The sequence below is a fragment of the Paenibacillus sp. FSL R7-0312 genome (assembly GCF_038004445.1).
Taxonomy (GTDB): domain Bacteria; phylum Bacillota; class Bacilli; order Paenibacillales; family Paenibacillaceae; genus Paenibacillus_AQ.
The window spans coordinates 4504308-4524069 of record NZ_JBBORE010000001.1 but is presented as its reverse complement, the minus strand read 5'-3'; the positions used below and the strand labels follow the sequence as shown (position 1 = coordinate 4524069).

Sequence of the window (19762 nt, the reverse complement as noted above, 5' to 3'; positions counted from 1 at the left end):
AAGAAAAAAGGCCCCGCAGGGGGGCCGATTTCCTTGCTTATTTAGCATATTCTACAGCACGTGTCTCACGAATAACGGTAACCTTGATATGACCCGGATAATCCAGCTCACTCTCGATCATCTTCGTAATGTCACGAGCCAGACGGAATGCTTCCGCATCATCAATCTTCTCTGGCTGTACCATTACGCGGACCTCGCGGCCTGCTTGGATAGCGTAGGATTTCTCAACGCCTTCGAAGGACTCCGAGATCTCCTCCAGCTTCTCCAGACGTTTGATGTACGTTTCCAGGGTTTCGCGGCGTGCGCCGGGACGTGCAGCTGACAATGCATCAGCAGCTCCGACCAGCATAGCAATCACCGAGGTAGCTTCGCAATCTCCGTGATGGGACGCGATACTGTTGATAACCACCGGATGTTCTTTGTACTTCTTCGCCAGTTCGACGCCGATTTCAACATGCGAGCCTTCTACTTCATGATCAAGCGCTTTGCCGATATCATGCAGCAGTCCGGCACGTTTTGCAAGCACGATGTCTTCCCCAAGCTCACCGGCCATAAGTCCAGTCAAATAAGCAACCTCCATGGAGTGCTTAAGTACGTTTTGACCGTAGCTCGTACGGAATTTCAGACGGCCCAGAATTTTGATCAGATCCGGATGCAAGCCGTGAACGCCAACCTCGAAGGTAGCTTGTTCACCGTATTCACGAATCCGCTCATCCACTTCTTTACGGGATTTCTCCACCATTTCTTCAATCCGTGCCGGATGGATACGTCCATCAGCTACCAGTTTCTCAAGTGCTGTACGGGCCACCTCACGGCGGATCGGATCAAATCCTGACAGTATAACCGCTTCCGGCGTATCATCAATAATAAGATCAATCCCCGTAAGAGTTTCCAGGGCGCGGATGTTACGGCCTTCGCGGCCAATAATCCGGCCTTTCATCTCTTCATTCGGCAATGTAACAACAGAAACCGTGGTTTCTGCCACATGATCAGCTGCACAGCGTTGAATAGCCAGTGTAATAATCTCGCGGGCTTTCTTGTCCGCTTCTTCCTTGGCCTGCTGTTCTATTTCCTTAATCATCTGAGCAGTTTCATGGCGAACTTCCTGTTCAACATTGCTGAGAATGATACTTCTGGCATCATCGATGCTCAGATTGGAGATACGTTCCAGCTCAGTAACCTGATTCTTGTAAATAACATCAATCTGCTGTTGGGTTTCATCAATTCGTTTCTCTTTGTTAGCTACTTGTTCTTCTTTTCGTTCAAGCGATTCCATTTTTTTATCCAGCGATTCTTCCTTTTGCAGCAAACGTCTCTCTTGCCGTTGGATTTCATTCCGACGTTCACGAGTTTCTTTCTCAGCTTCGGTACGGATTCTATGAACTTCGTCCTTAGCCTCGAGTACCGTTTCCTTCTTCAGCGCCTCCGCCTCTTTCTTCGCGTTCTCCACGATGACTACGGCTTCTTTCTCTGCGCTTGAAATCTTAGCTTCTGCAAGGGATTTACGAATAAAATAACCGAATCCAAAGAATGCTGCAGCTACAACGAGAACGATAATGACCCAGATCACTGTTTCCATCTGTTCACCTCCTCGTTGATATCCTCCAAGGCTTACCCTTGGGTATTTGTGCAGTTGTTAAACTATCCGTTCATCACCATACAAAAAACCGGTAATACACCGATTGCCATACTGCACATGCTGCACATGCACACTGCCCGCCTTATCCGGCGATTACATTTCATATGAGTTGTACGCGAACCGGAACATAAGAGTCTGCTTTTTGGGAAGGAAAAAGGATTCTTAGTTTATGCCGATTCATGTTATATTTTATTATTTATAAAAAGACATTGTCAAGAGAGTCGATAAACGCATTAAAGTCAAGAGAATCAATCCAGATCGAAAATCTCCTCTTCTTCCCCCGCAGAATCCTCTTCCGCACGTAGAATCTGGATCACCTGGCGTACCATTTCACCGGAGAAACCTCTGCGCATCAGAAAGGCGCCCGTCTTGCGCCGCTTCTCATTTATATCTCCGCGGAGCAAATTCCATTTCTTCCGCCCGGTCTGCAGTGCGCCCTCCATTTCCTGCTCAGGGGTGATCTGATCGAGTGCTTCAGAGATCAGCGATTTATCAATCCCCTTCTCGCGGAGCTCCTGGCGGATCCACATTTTGCCCTTGCGCTGGTTCGTTATGCGCTGTTCCGCCCACTGCTTGGCATACAGGGGGTCATCCAGAAGCCGCTCCTCCTGCAGCCGCAGCAGAACTTCGGCAATAACAGTCTCCCCTATTTCCTTCTCCCGTAAACGGCGGGCCATTTCCTGTGCCGTTCTGGGCTTACGTTCCAGATATCTCAGACCTTCTACGTAGGCCCGCTGGCGTTCATCAGCAGCAACAATTTCCTCCAGATCCGCCTTCACAAACGAGCTTCCGGAAATCATCCGGTATTTAATCATGACATCTTCATGAACAGTCATCTTATAGGCACCGAAATGAATCAAATAACGGTAGTTCGACTTCTTCAGCCGCTCTACGCGCGTGATTATGAGCTCTTCATCTTCGGGAAAATCGGCCAGAATCTGTACATCCTGTTCATCCGGCTCAGAATCCAATTGTATCACCATAATTGTCATTCACCTCGTTAACATAGACATAATGCCGTTTAATTTACGAAAAAGCGCCCTGCTCATTCATCACAGGGCGCCTTATATCTTATCTTCATTATTAAAATTAAATTGCTAAGGACCTGCAACTTACCTTATTCAATCTCAAGCAGCAATTTCTCTTCTTCCTCTTGTTCTGCAACCACATCAGCTTCTGTTGGTGCAGCTACCAGAGTAGATAAGTTACTTGCTTCGCGGATCTTATTCTCGATCAACAGGGCAATATCCTGATGTTCTTTCAGGAACTGCTTGGAGTTCTCACGACCTTGGCCAAGACGCTCACCTTCATAAGAATACCAGGCACCGCTCTTGTTAACGATATCCATCTCAGTACCGATATCCACAAGGCTTCCCTCTCTGGAAATCCCTTCGCCGTACATGATATCCACATCCGCTTGCTTAAACGGAGGCGCCACCTTGTTCTTCACGACTTTGATCTTGGTGCGGTTACCCACAACATCGTTCCCCATCTTAATGCTCTCTACCCGGCGTACGTCGAGACGAACGGAGGAGTAGAATTTCAGAGCGCGTCCACCCGGAGTGGTCTCAGGGTTACCGAACATAACTCCGATCTTCTCACGAAGCTGGTTAATGAAGATGGCAATCGTGTTGGATTTGTTAATGGCACCCGAAAGCTTACGCAAGGCCTGGGACATCAGACGTGCCTGCAAACCTACATGGGAATCTCCCATGTCGCCTTCGATTTCGGCCTTCGGTACCAATGCGGCAACGGAGTCCACAACGATGATGTCTACAGCCCCACTGCGAACGAGTGCTTCAGCAATTTCCAGTGCCTGTTCGCCCGTATCCGGCTGGGATAGCAGCAATTCATCAATGTTAACGCCAAGCGCATTCGCATACTTAGGGTCAAGGGCATGCTCCGCATCGATGAAAGCAGCTTGTCCGCCAAGCTTTTGTACTTCTGCGATAGCATGAAGTGCAACGGTCGTCTTACCGGATGATTCCGGTCCGTATACTTCAATAATGCGTCCTTTGGGAAGTCCGCCAATACCTAGTGCAATATCAAGTGCCAAAGATCCGCTAGGTACTACTTCCACTTTCATGTGAGTGGATTCTCCCAGTTTCATGATCGAACCTTTACCGAATTGTTTTTCTATTTGACGAAGCGCCATATCAAGCGCTGCACGACGATCTGACAATCAGACCACTTCCTTCACTGTTTATAGTATTATAATAACGTGTTTTGGAGGTCTTGCCAAGCTTTTTTTCGAACATACATTCGTTTTTTTTGTCTCCCGGGTTAATACTCCCTTTTATTGTAAGCCTCCTTCCGGATGATAGACACACAAGCTTAATCCTCAAAAGGTCTCACGCGGTGGATCATAGAGGTCACGCCAGCGGGGAATATAAACAAAGAACCGCAGCAGAGAATTTCTATGCCACGGTTCTTCCGTATGAACAAATTATATACCGGCCCGGTTGATTATTGCAAGGCCGATCCTTCAAGCGGGGTTGCCACTTTGCGTTCCTCCAGCCGGCGCCAGAGGCGGTACAGCAAAGCCTTGACTGTACGCAGGCGGATGTTCTCACGGGTTCCCTTGAGATTCAGCTCGTATACTTCCGTCTTCCGGCCGCGTTCGGCCAGTCCGACGAACACAAGCCCCACAGGCTTCCGTTCGGAATAGCCCGGCCCGGCTACACCGGTAACAGACAAGCCAAAGTCACAATCCCCGATCATCCGCACCTGCTCTGCCAGCACTTCGGCTACCTCACGGCTGACCGCTCCGGGTGCATCAGGACCCTCCAGCATAGCTGAAGGCACATTCAGCAGCTTCTTCTTCAAATCGTTCGAATAACAGACGATTCCCCCGGCGAACATGGATGCACTGCCCGGGATGTTCGTAATGCTCTCCATAAGCAGTCCGCCCGTGCAGCTCTCAGCAGCACTAAGCGTCAGGCCTGCATCCGCCATCCAGTCGACAATCAGCTGTTCCAGCGGCACATCAATATTGGCATACAGATTCTCTGGCAGAATTTCGGCAATCTTCTTCTCCAGCACATCAAGCTTAACCATAGCCTCACGCTCGGACGGGGCTTTGGTGGAAATACGCACTGTCACCTCGCCTTCCTTGGCGTAAGGAGCAATCGTAGGATCGCTCTGGCCGCGGATCAGGTCAATCAGCTTGTCCTCCAGCAGCGATTCGCCAATGCCTGCAAACTTAAGCATCTTGGAGTAGATCGGCATTTCGCTGGTCAGTGCATGCTGCTGCAGCCAAGGCTTGGCTTTATCTGTGAACATCGGCTTCATCTCCCGGGGAGGACCCGGCAGCACGATGTAATACTTGTTATCTTCTGCAAAAGCAATACCTACCGCAAGGCCGATTTCATTAGACAACGGTGTCGTCCCTTCAATCACCAGCGCCTGCTTGCGGTTATTCTCAGTCATGATAATCTTGCGGTCATCGAAGAAGCGCTGCACATGATCCATAGCAAGCTGGTCGATATGAAGGGTACGGCCAAGCGCCGCAGCCAGTGCATCTTTGGTCAGATCATCTTCTGTCGGTCCGATTCCACCGGTGAACAATATAATATCCGCACGGTTCTGTGCAATCTCAATCGCTTCCAGAAGACGGTTCTTGTTGTCACCAACTACGGTCTGAAAATATACATCAATCCCTAACGCAGCCAGCTCTATTGAAAGAAACTGGGCATTGCTGTTTACAATCTGTCCAAGCAAAAGTTCTGTTCCAACGGCAATAATTTCCGCTTTCATAGCTGGCGTTCTCCTCCTGATTGTAGAAATCATGCAAAAATCAAGCAGCTCGGCAAACTTCAGGCATTATGTAGCTGCAGCAAGTCCTTGTTCTTCACAAAATAATCAATCCCCGAATAGATGGTGATAATCGCTGCAGCCCAAATTGCAATATCATCCACCGGGATGCTGACGAACTGGAACGGGAAATTGTTGAGCAGAAGCAGCGATATTGCGACAATCTGAGTGACAGTCTTTATCTTGCCCCATTTGCTAGCGGCCACTACTTTGCCTTCAAGCAGTGCCACCTGGCGCAGGCCGGTCACGGCAAATTCGCGGCTGATGATGACAATGGCAATCCAGGAATCGCATCTTCCCAGCTCAACCAGCGAGATCAATACTGCAGAGACCAGCAGCTTGTCTGCAAGCGGGTCCAGCAGTTTGCCGAGATTGGTGACCATGTTATACTTTCTGGCTATGTACCCGTCTATTCCATCTGTACTGGCGGCAAGCAGGAAAATAACAGCTGCAATCAAATGATTAATTGAAAGCTGAAATGAGCCCCAATGTATCGGTTCCGGATAGAAGCTGAAATCCACCAGCAGAAAAAACATCATAATCGGGATAAGACAAATACGTGCAAGCGTGATGCGGTTGGGCAAATTCACTGAAGTTCCTCCCCTGATCCATACGAATCCGATATTCCACAATTTCCTTCAAAACTGCTTTAGCTAGTATATTATAGCCATAAATAAGTGTCAAAAAAACATAAAACACCCCGCAAAGTAAGATGCGTATACACTGCGGGGTACGTAAGCTTACTTTAAATTGTTAAACTGCAGATCGAGCGGCAAATCAGCTTTGCGCAGGAGCTGGATAATTTGCTGGAGATCATCGCGGCTTTTGCCGGTAACACGGATCTGATCACCCTGAATGGTGCTCTTCACCTTCAGCTTGGAGTCGCGGATCAAGATGTTAATCTTCTTCGCGTTCTCCTGATCAATTCCCTGCTTCAGGCCCAGACGCTGGCGTACAGTGCCCAGTGAGGCGGGTTCTACTTTGCCGAAATCCATATTTTTCAATGTAATTCCGCGCTTAACCATTTTCGACTGCAGGATATCGATAACCGCATTAAGCTTGTATTCATCCTCTGAAGCAATGATCAACGCATCTTTTTCCAGCTTTAGACTGCTTTTGCTGTTCTTGAAATCGAAGCGGTTATCAATTTCCTTCTCCGTCTGGTGAACCGCATTGGTCAATTCCTGCATATCCATTTTGGATACAATGTCGAATGAACTTTCCGAACTCATGATTCCACGTCCTTTGCTTACATTTAGTCTGTTCCTATTATATGAGAAAGGGACTCTTAAGTCTAATACTGGAAAGAAAAGCAGCGCCGGCATTACAAAATAACCCCACAATGTGGGGCCTTGGCTTCCAGAGATAGAACATATAAGAGACAGAGCGTATAACTATGTATTAAGGATTACATAATAAAAAACACGTCTCCCGAAGCAAACTCCGGGAGACGCTCAATCCAGGCATTATCTGCTACGTGCAGGAGCCCGGAACATATCCAGAATCCCGAGCACAATATGTGCCAGTCCGAAGCCCAGAATACCATAGCCCCAGGCACTCGGTGTCAGATAATATCCGAGGAGACTGACAATAATGCCAAGCCCTGTTACGATCCAGCTGACGGTCATGAGAGAATACACCTCACTTTGGAGTATGAACTGTAAATCATTCCTAGGTTCTCCAATCCGCCGAAACCTATACATTGGATTTGCTATTCGGTAGTGGTACTCTCACCGTCAGCAGTCGCATTATCTGCACCATCACTGCCGGAGACAGAAGTTCCGTCATCCAGCTCCAGTAGCAGCCGGGACGATGTTTTGCCATCGGTAATAACTTGTCCGTTCACTGAAATTGTGGTGGCCGGGGAATATCCGGATTTGATGTACATTCCTGCACTTCCGAGTGTAAAGCTCATATTATCGCCAGCCTTAGTGTTCCCGAAGCTTAGCTTCTCCCCCTTGGAGTTCTCGCCCTGGTAGACTTCAAGCCAGCTGACTCCCGTTGCGGCAATCTCTACCTGAACCGAGCTTCCCGCAGGTGCCGTAACCTTATAGATTGTCGTTTTGCCCGACTTGCGGTCCTCTGTAACCGTTATGGACTGCGTGGATGGAGTCGGGGATGGCACCGGAGTTGCAGTAGGTGCAACAGTCGCAGTTGCTCCAGTATCCGTAGTAGCTGTAGCTGCTGCACCGCCGCCGGCCGCTGTGGCCGAAGGCTGAACCTTCGCCGGGTCTTGCGTAGCGGTAGTCAAACTCCCCGAATCCGTTTTGTCCGCATCTTCTTTATTCATCGTTGAAGATGCATACAGATAAATGACCACTAGGATTAAGACTGGAAAGGTCCACATCAGCAAGGTAGGCAGCCACTTGGCATTCCGTTCCGTTTCAGGCTTGCGGCTCCGCTTCTGGATCACTGTCTCCATGGTGGTATCAACCGGAGCCGCAGGCACATTGCCGTGCTCCTCCATCAGTTCATCCGGGTTTACCCCGACTGCTTCAGCATAGGTTTTGATAAAGGCCCGGACATAGAAACTTCCCGGAAGCACTTTATAATCACCAGCTTCGATGGCTTCCAAATATTTTTTGCGGATCTTTGTTACTTCCTGGACATCATCAAGACTCATCCCTTTTTGCAGACGCGCCTCCTTCAAATGCCGGCCCAGTTCCGACATACCATCACCCCCTAAAAATATAGTATATATTAAAGATCATCACTGTAGCTTGTCGTAAACGACTCGTACAATATCTCTTCGTTCGGCATATTGCGCAGCTCGATAATGATATCGAAATCATCAAAGGTGTACTCGGATTCCCGCACAAAAATATCCGGATGTTCAATCACCTTGGTGCTCGGCATACTCATAACATTCTGCAGCAGGTTATAATGCTTCTCATTCGAACGTATGGTGCTGACAATTCCGTCAATGATGAACACATTATTCGGGTTCAGCTCATCATCCGCCAATTGGCTCCGTACCGTCTGCCGCAGCAGCGTGGACGAGACAAAGGTCCAGCGCTTCATGGCACATACACTTCCGGCAATAATAGATTCCGTCTTCCCTACACGCGGCATGCCTCGTAGACCTATAACCTGATTCCCTTCCCGCTTAAACAATTCCCCGAGGAAATCCACCAGCAGTCCGAGCTCATCTCGGGTGAAGCGGAAGGTCTTACGGTCATCCGAATCGCGGTCAATATATCGTCCATGACGGACGGCAAGCTTATCCACAAGGCGCGGAGAACGCAGTGCCGTAACCGTTATATTATCAACTTTTTTGAGCATCTCGCCCATCAGCATAATCTTCTCATCGTCACTTGTTTCCAGCAGCATCCCGCGGGTTTTGCCTTCAACACCGTTAATCGTCAGGATATTGACTTCCAGCATTCCCAGCATTGAAGCGATATCTCCAAGGAGACCGGGTCTGTTCTTATGTATCTTGTACTCCATATACCATTGTTTATATTCCACTTTTGCGCACCTCATAGATTCCTTTTCCCTGCATGTCACTTTCGCTACACGGGTCATGTTAATGATATATAAAAAAATTTTGAAAGGCAAGGACACTGTTGTAATAATTGCAGAAAAGCTCCCGCAAGGGGAGCTTCTTCCGCGTGCTTATGCGTTTTTCTTTGCCAGTTTGACCATGAGTCCAGCAATGGTATGCTTCTCATCATCCGTTCCGACATCCCAGAGCTCTTTGATGGCCCGGTTGGAATAGTTGCCCGGATCGACCTTCTTATCGAGGAATTCCCCGATTTCAAAAGCCAGCTTGGTGATGGTCTCGTCGCTCATCCCCATTTTTTCAGCCTGAATGACCCGGTCTCCCAAAAAGCTTTTCCAGGTATCAAAGTTCTTCACTACGGAATCTGTTGACATCTTAAATCCTCCTCAAGTTGTAATGATATTGAGATTTAAAAGCAACAGTTATAATATGTCTCAAGCCGGAAGTTCTTATGCTGGAGCATTTCTCCAGAACTCATGCTGCCTGGCCTTAAGTAATCCAGCCGCCGTTCGGACTGATGATCTGGCCGGTAATATAGCCCGATTCAGGCAGCGCAAGAAAATAAACCAGCGATGAAATATCTTCAGGAGATGCAAGCCTCCCCGCAGGGATCTCATCCTCCAGCATCTTTACCTCATCCGCCTGCAGATTGGCTAGCATGGCCGTGTGGACCGCTCCCGGTGCAACAGCATTCACTGTGACCTTGGAAGGTGCCAGCTCCTTCGCCAGCGCCTTGGTAAAGGCATTTACTCCGCCCTTGCTGGCCGAATACGCCACTTCACAGGAGGCGCCCGAAATCCCCCATACGGAAGATACATTAATAATCCGCCCGTAACGCTGGGAGACCATATAAGGCATAAAAATCTGGCTACACAAAAAGGTGCCCTTCAGATTCACCGCCATAATATCGTCCCACTCTTCCTCCGTTACATCGGCCAGCATGCCATAATGCGCCTTCCCGGCATTGTTGACAAGGATATCCGGCATCATGCCGCTGGCCTCAAGCCGCTCGGCCATACGCACAAGCTGGCTGCGGTCCTTCATGTCCGCAGCCACAGTCATCACCTTTGCCCCCAGCGCCATGCACCGCCGGGCAACATCATTCGCCGCTTCATGCGAATTCATATAATGAATCACAATGTTCATGCCTACCGAAGCAAATCGCTCGGCGATGGCTCCGCCGATTCCCCCGCTGCCTCCGGTAATAAGCACTGTCATTTCTCCAATCGCTTTGCTGTCCTCTCCCGGTAATGCCATTAAGGACTCACCACAAGCGATACGGCCAACTGCTCCCAGTCCACATGATTACGCAGCCGGTCATTCACTTCCTCCAGTGTGATCGATTCATATAGGGGAAGCACTTCGAACAGATCTCCGCCGCGGAACTGGTAGCGGGTGAACTCATGGGCAATGCTCTCCGGCGAATTCAGCATACGCAGATAGCCGCCGATTTTCTTTTTGCGGGCACGCTCGAAATCCTTCTCGGCGAAGCCCGTCTCCTGGATATGTCCAATCTCTTCTTTGATCCGGTCAAGCAGCAGGCCCGGATCTTTGGTATCGCCACCGATTGCCGAGAACGCATACTGCGGGGAGCTGTTGAATTCATGGCCGAAGCTGTCCGAGATCAACTCCTCATCATAGAGCTTCTGATACAGCGCCGTACTGCTGCCGAGCAGCAGATCCAGCATCAGTCTGGTGGTCAGATCACGGCGAACTGCCGCCTCACCTGTGAGGCCATCTACCTTTTCCTTGAACCCGAACATCATTTTGGGAATGGAGACCGCGAGGCGGCTCTCCACATGCTTCGATGCCACCTCATGCGGCTCCTGCTCGAAGATACGGGTGATTTCACCCTGTTTCTCATAGTTTTTACCCTTTTGATTGTTGCGGATCAGTTCAATTACCTGCTCAGGATCGACACCGCCGACAATGAACAGCAGCATGTTACTGGGATGGTAGAAGGAGTTGTAACAGGTATACAACGTTTCTTTGGTAATGGTAGCGATCGACTCAATGGTTCCGGCAATGTCAATATGAACCGGATGTTTGGCATACATCGCTTCAATGAGCCCGAAATACACACGCCAGTCCGGGTTATCCGCATACATGTTAATCTCCTGGCCGATGATTCCTTTTTCCTTCTCCACATTCTCATCCGTGAAATAAGGACGCTGCACAAAATCAACGAGGGTACTGAGATTCTGCTCAATATTCTCCGTCGCTGAGAAAAGGTATACCGTCTGGTCAAAGCTGGTGAATGCATTCGCAGAAGCGCCGTTTGAAGCAAAGGTGGCAAAGATATCGCCTTCCGGCTCTTCGAACATTTTGTGCTCCAGGAAGTGAGCGATACCGTCAGGCACTGTGGTTTCTTCTCCGCCAGCTACCTTAAAGTGATTGTCTACCGAACCATATTTGGTCGCAAAGGTAGCGTAGGTTTTGAGAAAAGACGGCTTCGGCAGCACATACACCTGCAGACCGTTATCCATAACCTCATGATAGAGTGTTTCTTGAAGCCTTTCGTAATGAAGCTTTTCCACCGCTATTCCTCCTTCCCTGTCAGGAAATAAATCGTATCAAGCTGGAAGGTGTCTGCCGCTGCCTTCACTTCTTCCGCCCCGATGTGGTCAACCTGGTCCATCAGTTCCTGTGCAGAACGGTCTTTGCCGGATAACTGGCGGTTGAAATCAAACGAAATCATCTCAAATGCTGAATCTTGAATTTCGGACAAAAGGTTGCGGATCATCGCTTTGGTCTGGCTCAGCTCCAGATCACTGATATTCCCGGCCTTCAGCTCATCCAGCTGCTTGCGGATAATATCAACGGCCTTACCGTAATTCTGGGTTTCGATTCCCGATTGAATCGTCCCGATGCCCTTATGCCCGTCGTAGCGTGAGGAAGCATAATAGGCCAGGCTCTCTTTCTCGCGCACGTTGACGAACAGCTTCGAATGCGGATATCCGCCCAGAATGCCGTTGTACATGAGCGCAGAAGCGTATCTGTCATCCTTGTACGTGATTGAGGTGCGCAGACCCATATTCAGCTTGCCTTGATTGACATCCAGCTTCTCCTCCACCGTCCGCACTTCCGTAACCGTTACCGGGGTGAAGTCTGAGGTGTACGGCGCAGATTCGGAATGATGGGCACGTCCGAAATTGGCAATGATCAGCTTCTCTACTTCTTCCGGTGTAGTATCACCTACCACGTACAGATCAAGGGTCGCTCCATTCAGCCAGGAATTATAGGACTGGTACAGCGATTCAGGGGTGATGGTATCCAGATCGGCTCTTTGTCCGAGCGGATGCAGACGGTAGGGTTCAAGGCGGCACATTTCCTCAATGCAGCGTTCTGCCGCGTAACGGATTTTATCGTTCACAATCGCTTCCAGCTTCTTGCGGACGGTCTCGCGTTCAGTCGCCACATAAGATGCGCGGAAGCTTCCATCCTCTAGCAAAGGCCGGGTCAATACTTCTCCGAGAAAAGCAAAAGATTCTCCAAGCAGGCTCTCCTTGCTCTGAACGAAGGCGTCATTGATCGTGTCCATCCGGAATTGCACAATCTGATAATCGCCGCGTTTATAAATATCGAAGCCGAAACCGGCACCATAAAGCTCTTCAAGGCGTTCGCGGAACTGTGTGGTTTCAGGGTAGGAGGCTGTGCCCCGGCGGAGCACAAAAGGAACCAGCGCTGTAGAGGTGACGGTACTTTCGTCAAGCGGAACGCCGGCATAAAGTGAGATGGCGAACGTCTTGAACGCCTTGGTAGGCAGAACGTGTATGCGCATGCCTGCGGCACTGCCATGTTGAAATCCATTATTTGTCAAGTCCAAAACTCCTTTGCGGCGAGGGTAGATGCTATACAACAACTTTATGAAGTATTATCCATTCTAAACCATTCCAAAGTAAGGAAGCAACCGGAAGACAGCGTACCGGTTGCTCTCAGAAAAGATTTATACGGACGCTGTCATGCTGCCTTTAATGCCTTGGTGCAAAAACATTCCTACAGCTACATACAGAAAATATGCTCACCGATCGTCTTCACCTGCGGCCGGCTCCAGATCCACTTGGAGGTGGCCGTCTTGGGATTGAAATAATAGATGCAGCCACCGGAGGGGTCCCAGCCATTCAGCGCCTGTTGTACAGCTTTTCGCGCCTGTTCATTAGGCTCCAGATAAATTTGCCCGTCAGCAACAGCCGTGAAGGCCCCCGGTTGAAAAATCACCCCCGAAGGCGTATTGGGAAAGCTTGGTGATTTCACCCGGTTGAGAATGACCGCCGCTACGGCTACCTGTCCTTCAAACGGTTCCCCGCGTGATTCACCGTATACGGCATTAGCCATGATTTTCAGATCATTTTCGGATAGCCCCATCGTATTGCCGGAAGACAGCTCTGCTGTATTCGTTTTTGCTGTATCATTCTTTTTTGCCGCTGTGCCGGATGGTGTATCCTTTGTGGCGGTTGATGTCTTGGAGGCGGTAGGTTTCCAGGCTGTTGTTGCATTGTACAGTTTGAGCTTTGTTTTGGCACCAACGACTCCGTCGGACTTCAAGCCGAATTTCCACTGGAACCAGGTGACGGCATTTTTCGTTTTGGCCCCGAACTGGCTGTCAATAGCACCGGCATAATAGCCCAGATGCTTAAGTCTCCCCTGGAGCTCATACACATCCTGCCCGGAAGATCCAAGCTTCAGCGGCGTTGTTCCAAATGCGGGCAATGCTTCTTCCCCTTCGTCAGGAGTTTCCGTTATAACTGGCGCTGCAGCATACGATTGGGCGTAAGTCACGCCGCGATCTTCAAAGAATACGCCGGCAAACGGTGCGGCGGCCAAGCCAAGGGTTAGTACGGCCAAGATCCACTGCTTATGTTTTGTCATAGGGGTTCGCTCTACCTTTCTCTTGTAAGTTCTGCATGAATGGCTAAAGTTATTATGACGACTGACAAGACATCCTATGCATTACCGTAAGACTGGCAAGACCAAATCCATTGCAACTGAGAACAATTATCAACTATACTTGGGTTATGAACCAGCAGGAGTTGAGAAGAATCATGAATCTGAAGGACCACATTGTAATGTGGAACCACGCTTTAATAGAAGTTATTGATATCCGCAAGACCCTTTCACTTCGGGAGAACCTCCGTTGCTGTACCGCCTTCCAGCCAGTACATATAGTAAATGTAGATTAACCACAAATTTCCTAACTTAAAAAGATGACCCGTATTACTTCTACGGGTCATCTTTTTGGGGTTATGAACTGATTCTGTTATGCTGATACTGTTCGAGTGACATCAGCACCTCACGCGGCTTGCTGCCCTCGTAAGGCCCGATCACGCTTCTAGCCTCCATGGCATCGATTAAGCGTGCAGCACGGGTGTAACCGACCCGCATGCGCCGCTGAAGCAGCGACACCGAGGCTTGCTTGGCTTCAAGCACAATCTGGACAGCTTGTTCATATAATTCATCCTGCGGATCCTGATCTTCCGATAGGGTATCATCCACTTCAGGAACAAGGGATTCATCATAATTTGCTTCACCCTGGCTGCTTACATAATGCACAATCGTTTCGACCTCCTGATCACTCATGAAGGCCCCCTGAACACGGATCGGCTTGGAAGCCCCCATTGGCAGGAACAGCATATCCCCGCGTCCCAGCAGTTTCTCTGCACCCGGCATATCCAGAATGGTCCGTGAATCCACATTCGAGGATACTCCAAATGCAATCCGCGAAGGAATATTCGCCTTAATCAGTCCGGTAATGACGTCCACGGAAGGACGCTGTGTGGCGATGATCAGATGAATTCCCGCCGCCCGCGCCATCTGGGCAAGCCGGCAGATCGCATCCTCGACATCATTCGCCGCCACCATCATCAGATCGGCAAGCTCGTCCACAATTACTACAATGTAGGGCAATATCGCAGCCGGATTATCTTTCATTAATGTATTATAGCCTTCCATATTACGTGTGCCTGACTTGGAGAACAGCTCATAGCGCTTCTCCATCTCCACTACTATCTTCTTCAAAGCAAGACTGGCTCGCTTGGGATCGGTAACCACCGGTGCAAGCAGATGCGGAATGCCGTTATATACATTCAGCTCGACCATCTTGGGGTCAACCATGAGGAACTTCACTTCATTAGGCTTCGCCTTATACAGGATACTGGTGATAATGCCGTTAATGCAGACGGATTTACCGGAACCGGTAGCCCCCGCTACCAGCAGATGGGGCATCTTGGCCAGATTGCCTATAATCGTCTGGCCGGAGATATCCCGCCCGAACGCAATCGACAACCGTGACTCCGCCTCCTGAAAAATCTGCGTTTCCATCACTTCCCGCATGGTTACAATTGAGACCTCGGAGTTCGGTACTTCAATACCGATGGCGGACTTGCCCGGAATCGGCGCCTCCATCCGGATGTCCTTGGCTGCCAGCGCCAGCGCGATATCATCGGTAAGATTGACAATCCGGCTGACCTTGACGCCGATATCCGGCTGAATCTCATACCGGGTAACAGCCGGTCCACGGACCACCTCAAGCACCTTCGCCCTGACACCGAAGCTCTCAAGTGTAGCTTCCAGCTTACGGGCCGTCTGCATGTAGTCATTCTGGTCTCCAGCCTTAGCTCCGTTATTAGGCTTGGCCAAAAGCCGGAAGGATGGAAGCTTGTACGGCTTGGGAGGCGGAGGTGGCGGAATTGCCGGAACCACTTCACCATTCTCTGCCGTTCCCAGCAGCCCTTCCAGTTCTACAGGAAGTCCGTCCTCTGCAGCTTTATCCGCCGCTGCAGGATGTCCGGCAGCAGCAGGGAGAGCTTCATCGCCCACACCTGTAACAGCACCGCCGCGTGCAGCCGGCGAGAACTCGCTCCACTCCTCCCGGTCCTCCGCGTTCAGACCTTCCGAGCGGATGTGCTCGAAGAAGTCGCGGATGATAGGCGTAACCGGCTCCAGATCTTCTTCGGGGAATTCATCCTCGCAGAAATCCTCCGGCGGCATTCCCCTGCCTGCCGCAAGCCCTGATATTATCGGACCGTTCCGCGGTTCTGTCAGGATTACATCCGGCATTTCCCCGTCATCATATTCTTCCGTCCCGGGTTGCTGCTGATTACGGGCAGAGCCGCTGAACCAGCCGGCCACTCTTCCCAGCAGGTTCGGCTGTGCACGTCTAGGCAGCTGATTATTATTCTCTTCTTCATCGTCCTCGTAGTAGTCATCATCATCTGCCGGCTGTGGTGCAGCAGGTGTGCTGTTTCTTGCAGCCCTGGGCACTACCGGAACCGCTGCAGGGCGGTTGGCTGATCTGAGCTTAATTCCTTCCACCAGCTTAACCGCTCTTACCCGGAGCAGCGTAAACAGCTCCACATACGACAGATTGGTAATCAGCATGAAGCTGATCGCCAGCAGAACTATCATAAGCAGCTTCGCACCCAGATTGCCAAACAGCCACAGGAGAGCTGCATACTCCAGCGCTCCGATGTACCCTCCGCTGATGTCCTTGCCGAGCATGTACACACTGCTCTCACCAGCACCCGGAGACAGTGAACCTGAAAGGTCATTATGTATTTGGGCCAGCACATTGCCCGGATGCAGCATCCCGATCGGTCCCAGCTTCTGCTGCATAGCCGAAATCGTACTCATTAGGCACATGGACAGCAGCAGCAACAGCCCGCCGGTATACCGGCTGTTCCAGGTTGACGGCCATTTACGGTGAATCATGACCATCAGTCCATAGAAAATGCCGGCCAGCGGCAGCACAAAATAGAATCTGCCGAGTAAGTATCCCGCCATACTTGAAAGAGAGCGCCCTACAGCCGCTTCACCTGACAAAGCAATGACGGAGATGGTAATTAGCAGAATTCCATAGATTTCATATTTTAAAACGCTGCCCAGCAGCGCTTTTTTCTTTTTCTTTTTTCTTTTTTTAGCCACGCCAGCCACCCCCACAATATTATACCATATAATGGCGTGGCGTACCTATGTTCTCTTTTGTCAGAAAATGCATCTATAGGCAGTATGTTCGCATTTATTTGTCTAATTGAATGACCGATCCGGGGGACAGAGCTGCGTCCAGATACCTGTGGAGCGGACACTGAAGCAGCCTGACAATCCGCGCCTGACCGCCTTCAAGCGGTTCGACCTGCATCAGCATCCCCTGATAGCTGACCTCCTGCACCGGCAGCGCATAATGAAAAGCCCCCTCAAACACCTGCTCCATCGGCAGAATCGTATAAAAGGTCATTGCGGCAGCCCTCCCGGCGGCAGATGATCAGGCGAAAGCGAAACGTTTCCCGCAATCATTTGGTTCAAATGGGCCAGAGCGGCTCCTATACCGCCCACCTCATCCATAAGACCATATTTCACGGCATCCTGTCCGCCGACAGCGGTACCGATGTCACGGTTCAGCTCTCCGGTTTTGAACATCAGATCTTTAAATTGCGACTCAGTGATGCGAGAATGCGAAGTTACAAATTTAACCATCCGTTCCTGCATCCGTTCCATATATTCAAAGGTTTGCGGCACTCCGATCACAAGACCGTTCATCCGGATTGGATGGATCGTCATCGTTGCACTCTCAGCAATGATGGAGTAGCTGGAGGATACCGCGATCGGGACGCCAATGCTATGGCCGCCGCCGATTACCACAGTCACAGTTGGCTTGGATAAGGAGGCAATCATCTCGGCAATAGCCAGCCCGGCCTCCACATCCCCTCCGACGGTGTTCAGGATAATCAGCAGCCCTTTAATATTCTTATTCTGCTCGGCGGCAACCAGTTGGGGAATGATGTGTTCATATTTCGTAGTTTTATTATGCGGCGGCAATACGAAATGTCCTTCGATCTGGCCAATAATCGTCATGCAGAAAATATCCGGCTCCCCTGTAGGCACCGCCGTTTGCCCCAGCTCCTTCAGAACCCCCACCGGTCCGGGCAGCACAGGTTCACTGACCCCGGGTTTGATCTCTCCAGGCATAATCTCTTCGTTCTTGCCGCTGTTCATGCTTGCTTCTGTGAAGTCCATTGTGCGCAGCTCTCCCTTTCTGCTTACAGCACCCATCCGCTGCAGCCATACTATCTCCTGGTAGTATGACATTCCGGGGGACTCCCTTATGCAAATCCGGTTATAAAATATCAGTCTGTGTTTGTTCAAGTTAATAGGGATCTGCTACGGCACCAAGCACAGCCCCCCGGATATAGGTTTGTCCATTCAAGCTTTTCAGACCTGCGGCAGAGCCGGTGACAACAACTCCCAGAATCCGGACATCTGCGGCGTCAGGCTCAGCCTTATCCTTTTTTAGGTACCGGCTGATCCGGCTGTATTCGCTATAATAATTGTCTTTGTGCTCCAACCCGGATTGAAGCAATCCGAGAAAATCCTCCGGCGACACCTCACCGCCATTGTCATTGGGTCCGGTGCCGAATCCATAGATGCTCGAGGAAGATGACACAGGCTGCGGGCTTATCATTACGCCATCCCTACTCTCGTGGGGTTTCAGATAGAATCCGGAGCTATCGTCATACGTATCCACCCAATACCATACAGGTCTGGCCTCTTTGGGAAGCATTCTGTTTACCTCCTCGAAGGAATAGGGTTGATCAAAAGACAGCGCCATCTCTGCCAATTCATCCGGTTCCATCGCGGTAAGCAGGTTAAGGTCATTGAGGATTGAACTGTCGTATTCCACGCCCGGGATGTAATAGGCCATCTCCTTTTGCCCATTGTGCGGGTTATACTGCCTTCTGTATGCATTGCTGTCTGTGCTCCCCGGCGGCCGGATTTCCTCCAGATTCGATGTTCCCCCGTAAGCTCCGGTAGCAAACGGAAACCACCACTCGTTATAATTGAACCATTTCTCATTCCACGGAACAGGTACGCCTTCAATGATCTTGTATGTGTTCATTTCCAGCACTCCTGACAAGAATCCGCGGTTGTCTCTATAGCTGGACGTATATTCATTGGGACTGCTGATCATCAGATATTTCCATTCACTCATCTTTGTCTCAGCGGAGCGGTGGGCCACCAGCTGTGCCGCACCGAAGAATATCGCGGTCAATGTTAGAAGGGTAACGAGCAGTGAAATAACAATACTGCGGATTAAGCTTTTACGTTTAGCTTTTTTTAGTGTCAGGGCCAGATTCTGATCCTCTTGTCCTTCCCATGGGGCTGTCATTTAGCCTTACCTCCATAAATATGTTGAAACTGCTGTCTGGCACGATATAGAGAAGCCTTTACTATCCCTTCTGTGACTCCCAGAAGCGCAGCAATTTGTTTATAGGAGAAATCCATTTCATACTTCAGCAGAATTAGCTGGCGGTTCGCCGGATTCATTCGGCCAAGGATCTTCTCAATAAGTATTTTTTGCTCCTGCTGCAGCAGCATGGACTCCGGAAGTTCGCTCTCCGGCGCTTCATAATCCTCCATTTCATCAGAATACCGGAACCGTGTCTGCCTCCGGCATAGATCATAATAGCTGTTAATCGCTACCTTGTAGAGCCAGGCACTGAACTTATGCTCCTCAATTCCGTCAATATACAGCAAGGCTTTGTAGACTGTATCCTGCACAATATCTTCAGCATCCGCATTGCCGGCGCCAAGCCGGATTAAATATCTGCGTATTTCCGCCATTTTGGATTGGAGCAGCTGCTCTCTGTTTCCAGCCCCCACTTTCGCACCCCCTTGGCAGTATAACGATTGAGCTCCTTAAATGTTGTGTCCGCTGTCGAAAAAAATCTTATAGCTGCACAAAAAGCCCCTCCTCCCCAGGAAACCGTCCAATATTTCCGGGGAGAAGGGGCTATTGCCCTGCATATATTCTTAAA

General features: G+C 50.1%; 19 protein-coding genes. All 19 read right to left on the bottom strand.

Annotated elements, in window-relative coordinates:
* Positions 1-37 precede the first annotated feature (37 nt).
* The 19 genes from rny to MKX70_RS19730 all read right to left on the bottom strand — a co-directional run bounded on the left by rny (position 38) and on the right by MKX70_RS19730 (position 19607).
* Entirely contained in the window at positions 38-1579 is a 1542-nt protein-coding gene (rny, locus tag MKX70_RS19820) for a ribonuclease Y (RefSeq protein ID WP_042237068.1), read from the bottom strand.
* Between the two features lie 308 nt (positions 1580-1887).
* A complete protein-coding gene (locus MKX70_RS19815) occupies positions 1888-2622 on the bottom strand; it encodes a regulatory protein RecX (protein WP_042237070.1) in 735 nt (244 codons plus the stop codon).
* 134 nt (positions 2623-2756) lie between these two features.
* Positions 2757-3821 (bottom strand): recombinase RecA, encoded by a 1065-nt coding sequence (gene recA, locus MKX70_RS19810; protein ID WP_042138075.1) that lies wholly within the window; start codon positions 3819-3821, stop codon positions 2757-2759.
* 284 nt (positions 3822-4105) lie between these two features.
* Complete coding sequence (locus tag MKX70_RS19805; protein ID WP_042237073.1) at positions 4106-5395, bottom strand: competence/damage-inducible protein A; 1290 nt, start codon at positions 5393-5395, stop codon at positions 4106-4108.
* Between the two features lie 59 nt (positions 5396-5454).
* The gene (gene pgsA / locus MKX70_RS19800; RefSeq protein WP_039294770.1) at positions 5455-6042 is read right to left on the bottom strand and encodes a CDP-diacylglycerol--glycerol-3-phosphate 3-phosphatidyltransferase; all 588 of its coding nucleotides are present in this window, start codon (positions 6040-6042) and stop codon (positions 5455-5457) included.
* A 150-nt stretch (positions 6043-6192) separates the two neighbouring features.
* A complete protein-coding gene (locus MKX70_RS19795) occupies positions 6193-6684 on the bottom strand; it encodes a YajQ family cyclic di-GMP-binding protein (protein ID WP_042138080.1) in 492 nt (163 codons plus the stop codon).
* 234 nt (positions 6685-6918) lie between these two features.
* The gene (locus MKX70_RS19790) at positions 6919-7080 is read right to left on the bottom strand and encodes a hypothetical protein (protein ID WP_167347618.1); all 162 of its coding nucleotides are present in this window, start codon (positions 7078-7080) and stop codon (positions 6919-6921) included.
* A gap of 83 nt (positions 7081-7163) precedes the next feature.
* Complete coding sequence (locus tag MKX70_RS19785) at positions 7164-8123, bottom strand: RodZ domain-containing protein (RefSeq protein ID WP_340785477.1); 960 nt, start codon at positions 8121-8123, stop codon at positions 7164-7166.
* A 29-nt stretch (positions 8124-8152) separates the two neighbouring features.
* Positions 8153-8920, bottom strand: coding sequence for a DUF3388 domain-containing protein (locus MKX70_RS19780; RefSeq protein ID WP_039294778.1), 768 nt, complete (start codon positions 8918-8920; stop codon positions 8153-8155).
* A gap of 147 nt (positions 8921-9067) precedes the next feature.
* On the bottom strand, positions 9068-9328 hold the full coding sequence (locus tag MKX70_RS19775; RefSeq protein ID WP_036692667.1) for a DUF3243 domain-containing protein: 261 nt from the start codon (positions 9326-9328) through the stop codon (positions 9068-9070).
* 115 nt (positions 9329-9443) lie between these two features.
* Positions 9444-10211: an elongation factor P 5-aminopentanone reductase gene (gene ymfI / locus MKX70_RS19770; RefSeq protein ID WP_340785474.1), complete on the bottom strand. Its 768-nt coding sequence runs from the start codon at positions 10209-10211 to the stop codon at positions 9444-9446.
* Positions 10211-11491, bottom strand: a complete 1281-nt coding sequence (gene yfmH, locus MKX70_RS19765; RefSeq protein ID WP_042237079.1) for an EF-P 5-aminopentanol modification-associated protein YfmH — start codon at positions 11489-11491, stop codon at positions 10211-10213. The genes ymfI and yfmH overlap by 1 nt, the downstream gene beginning before the upstream one ends.
* Before the next feature lie 2 nt (positions 11492-11493).
* Complete coding sequence (gene yfmF, locus MKX70_RS19760) at positions 11494-12774, bottom strand: EF-P 5-aminopentanol modification-associated protein YfmF (RefSeq protein ID WP_340840536.1); 1281 nt, start codon at positions 12772-12774, stop codon at positions 11494-11496.
* A gap of 182 nt (positions 12775-12956) precedes the next feature.
* On the bottom strand, positions 12957-13823 hold the full coding sequence (gene sleB, locus MKX70_RS19755; RefSeq protein ID WP_081956571.1) for a spore cortex-lytic enzyme: 867 nt from the start codon (positions 13821-13823) through the stop codon (positions 12957-12959).
* Between the two features lie 372 nt (positions 13824-14195).
* Positions 14196-16874, bottom strand: coding sequence for an FtsK/SpoIIIE family DNA translocase (locus MKX70_RS19750; RefSeq protein ID WP_042237084.1), 2679 nt, complete (start codon positions 16872-16874; stop codon positions 14196-14198).
* Between the two features lie 94 nt (positions 16875-16968).
* Positions 16969-17184 carry a YlzJ-like family protein gene (locus MKX70_RS19745; protein ID WP_042237086.1) on the bottom strand — a complete coding sequence of 72 codons (216 nt, stop codon included), beginning with the start codon at positions 17182-17184 and terminating at the stop codon, positions 16969-16971.
* The gene (locus MKX70_RS19740; RefSeq protein ID WP_231637907.1) at positions 17181-17915 is read right to left on the bottom strand and encodes a ClpP family protease; all 735 of its coding nucleotides are present in this window, start codon (positions 17913-17915) and stop codon (positions 17181-17183) included. The genes MKX70_RS19745 and MKX70_RS19740 overlap by 4 nt, the downstream gene beginning before the upstream one ends.
* Before the next feature lie 178 nt (positions 17916-18093).
* Positions 18094-19113, bottom strand: coding sequence for an anti sigma factor C-terminal domain-containing protein (locus tag MKX70_RS19735; protein ID WP_052416492.1), 1020 nt, complete (start codon positions 19111-19113; stop codon positions 18094-18096).
* A complete protein-coding gene (locus tag MKX70_RS19730) occupies positions 19110-19607 on the bottom strand; it encodes an RNA polymerase sigma factor (RefSeq protein WP_231637675.1) in 498 nt (165 codons plus the stop codon). The genes MKX70_RS19735 and MKX70_RS19730 overlap by 4 nt, the downstream gene beginning before the upstream one ends.
* Positions 19608-19762: the final 155 nt, after the last annotated feature.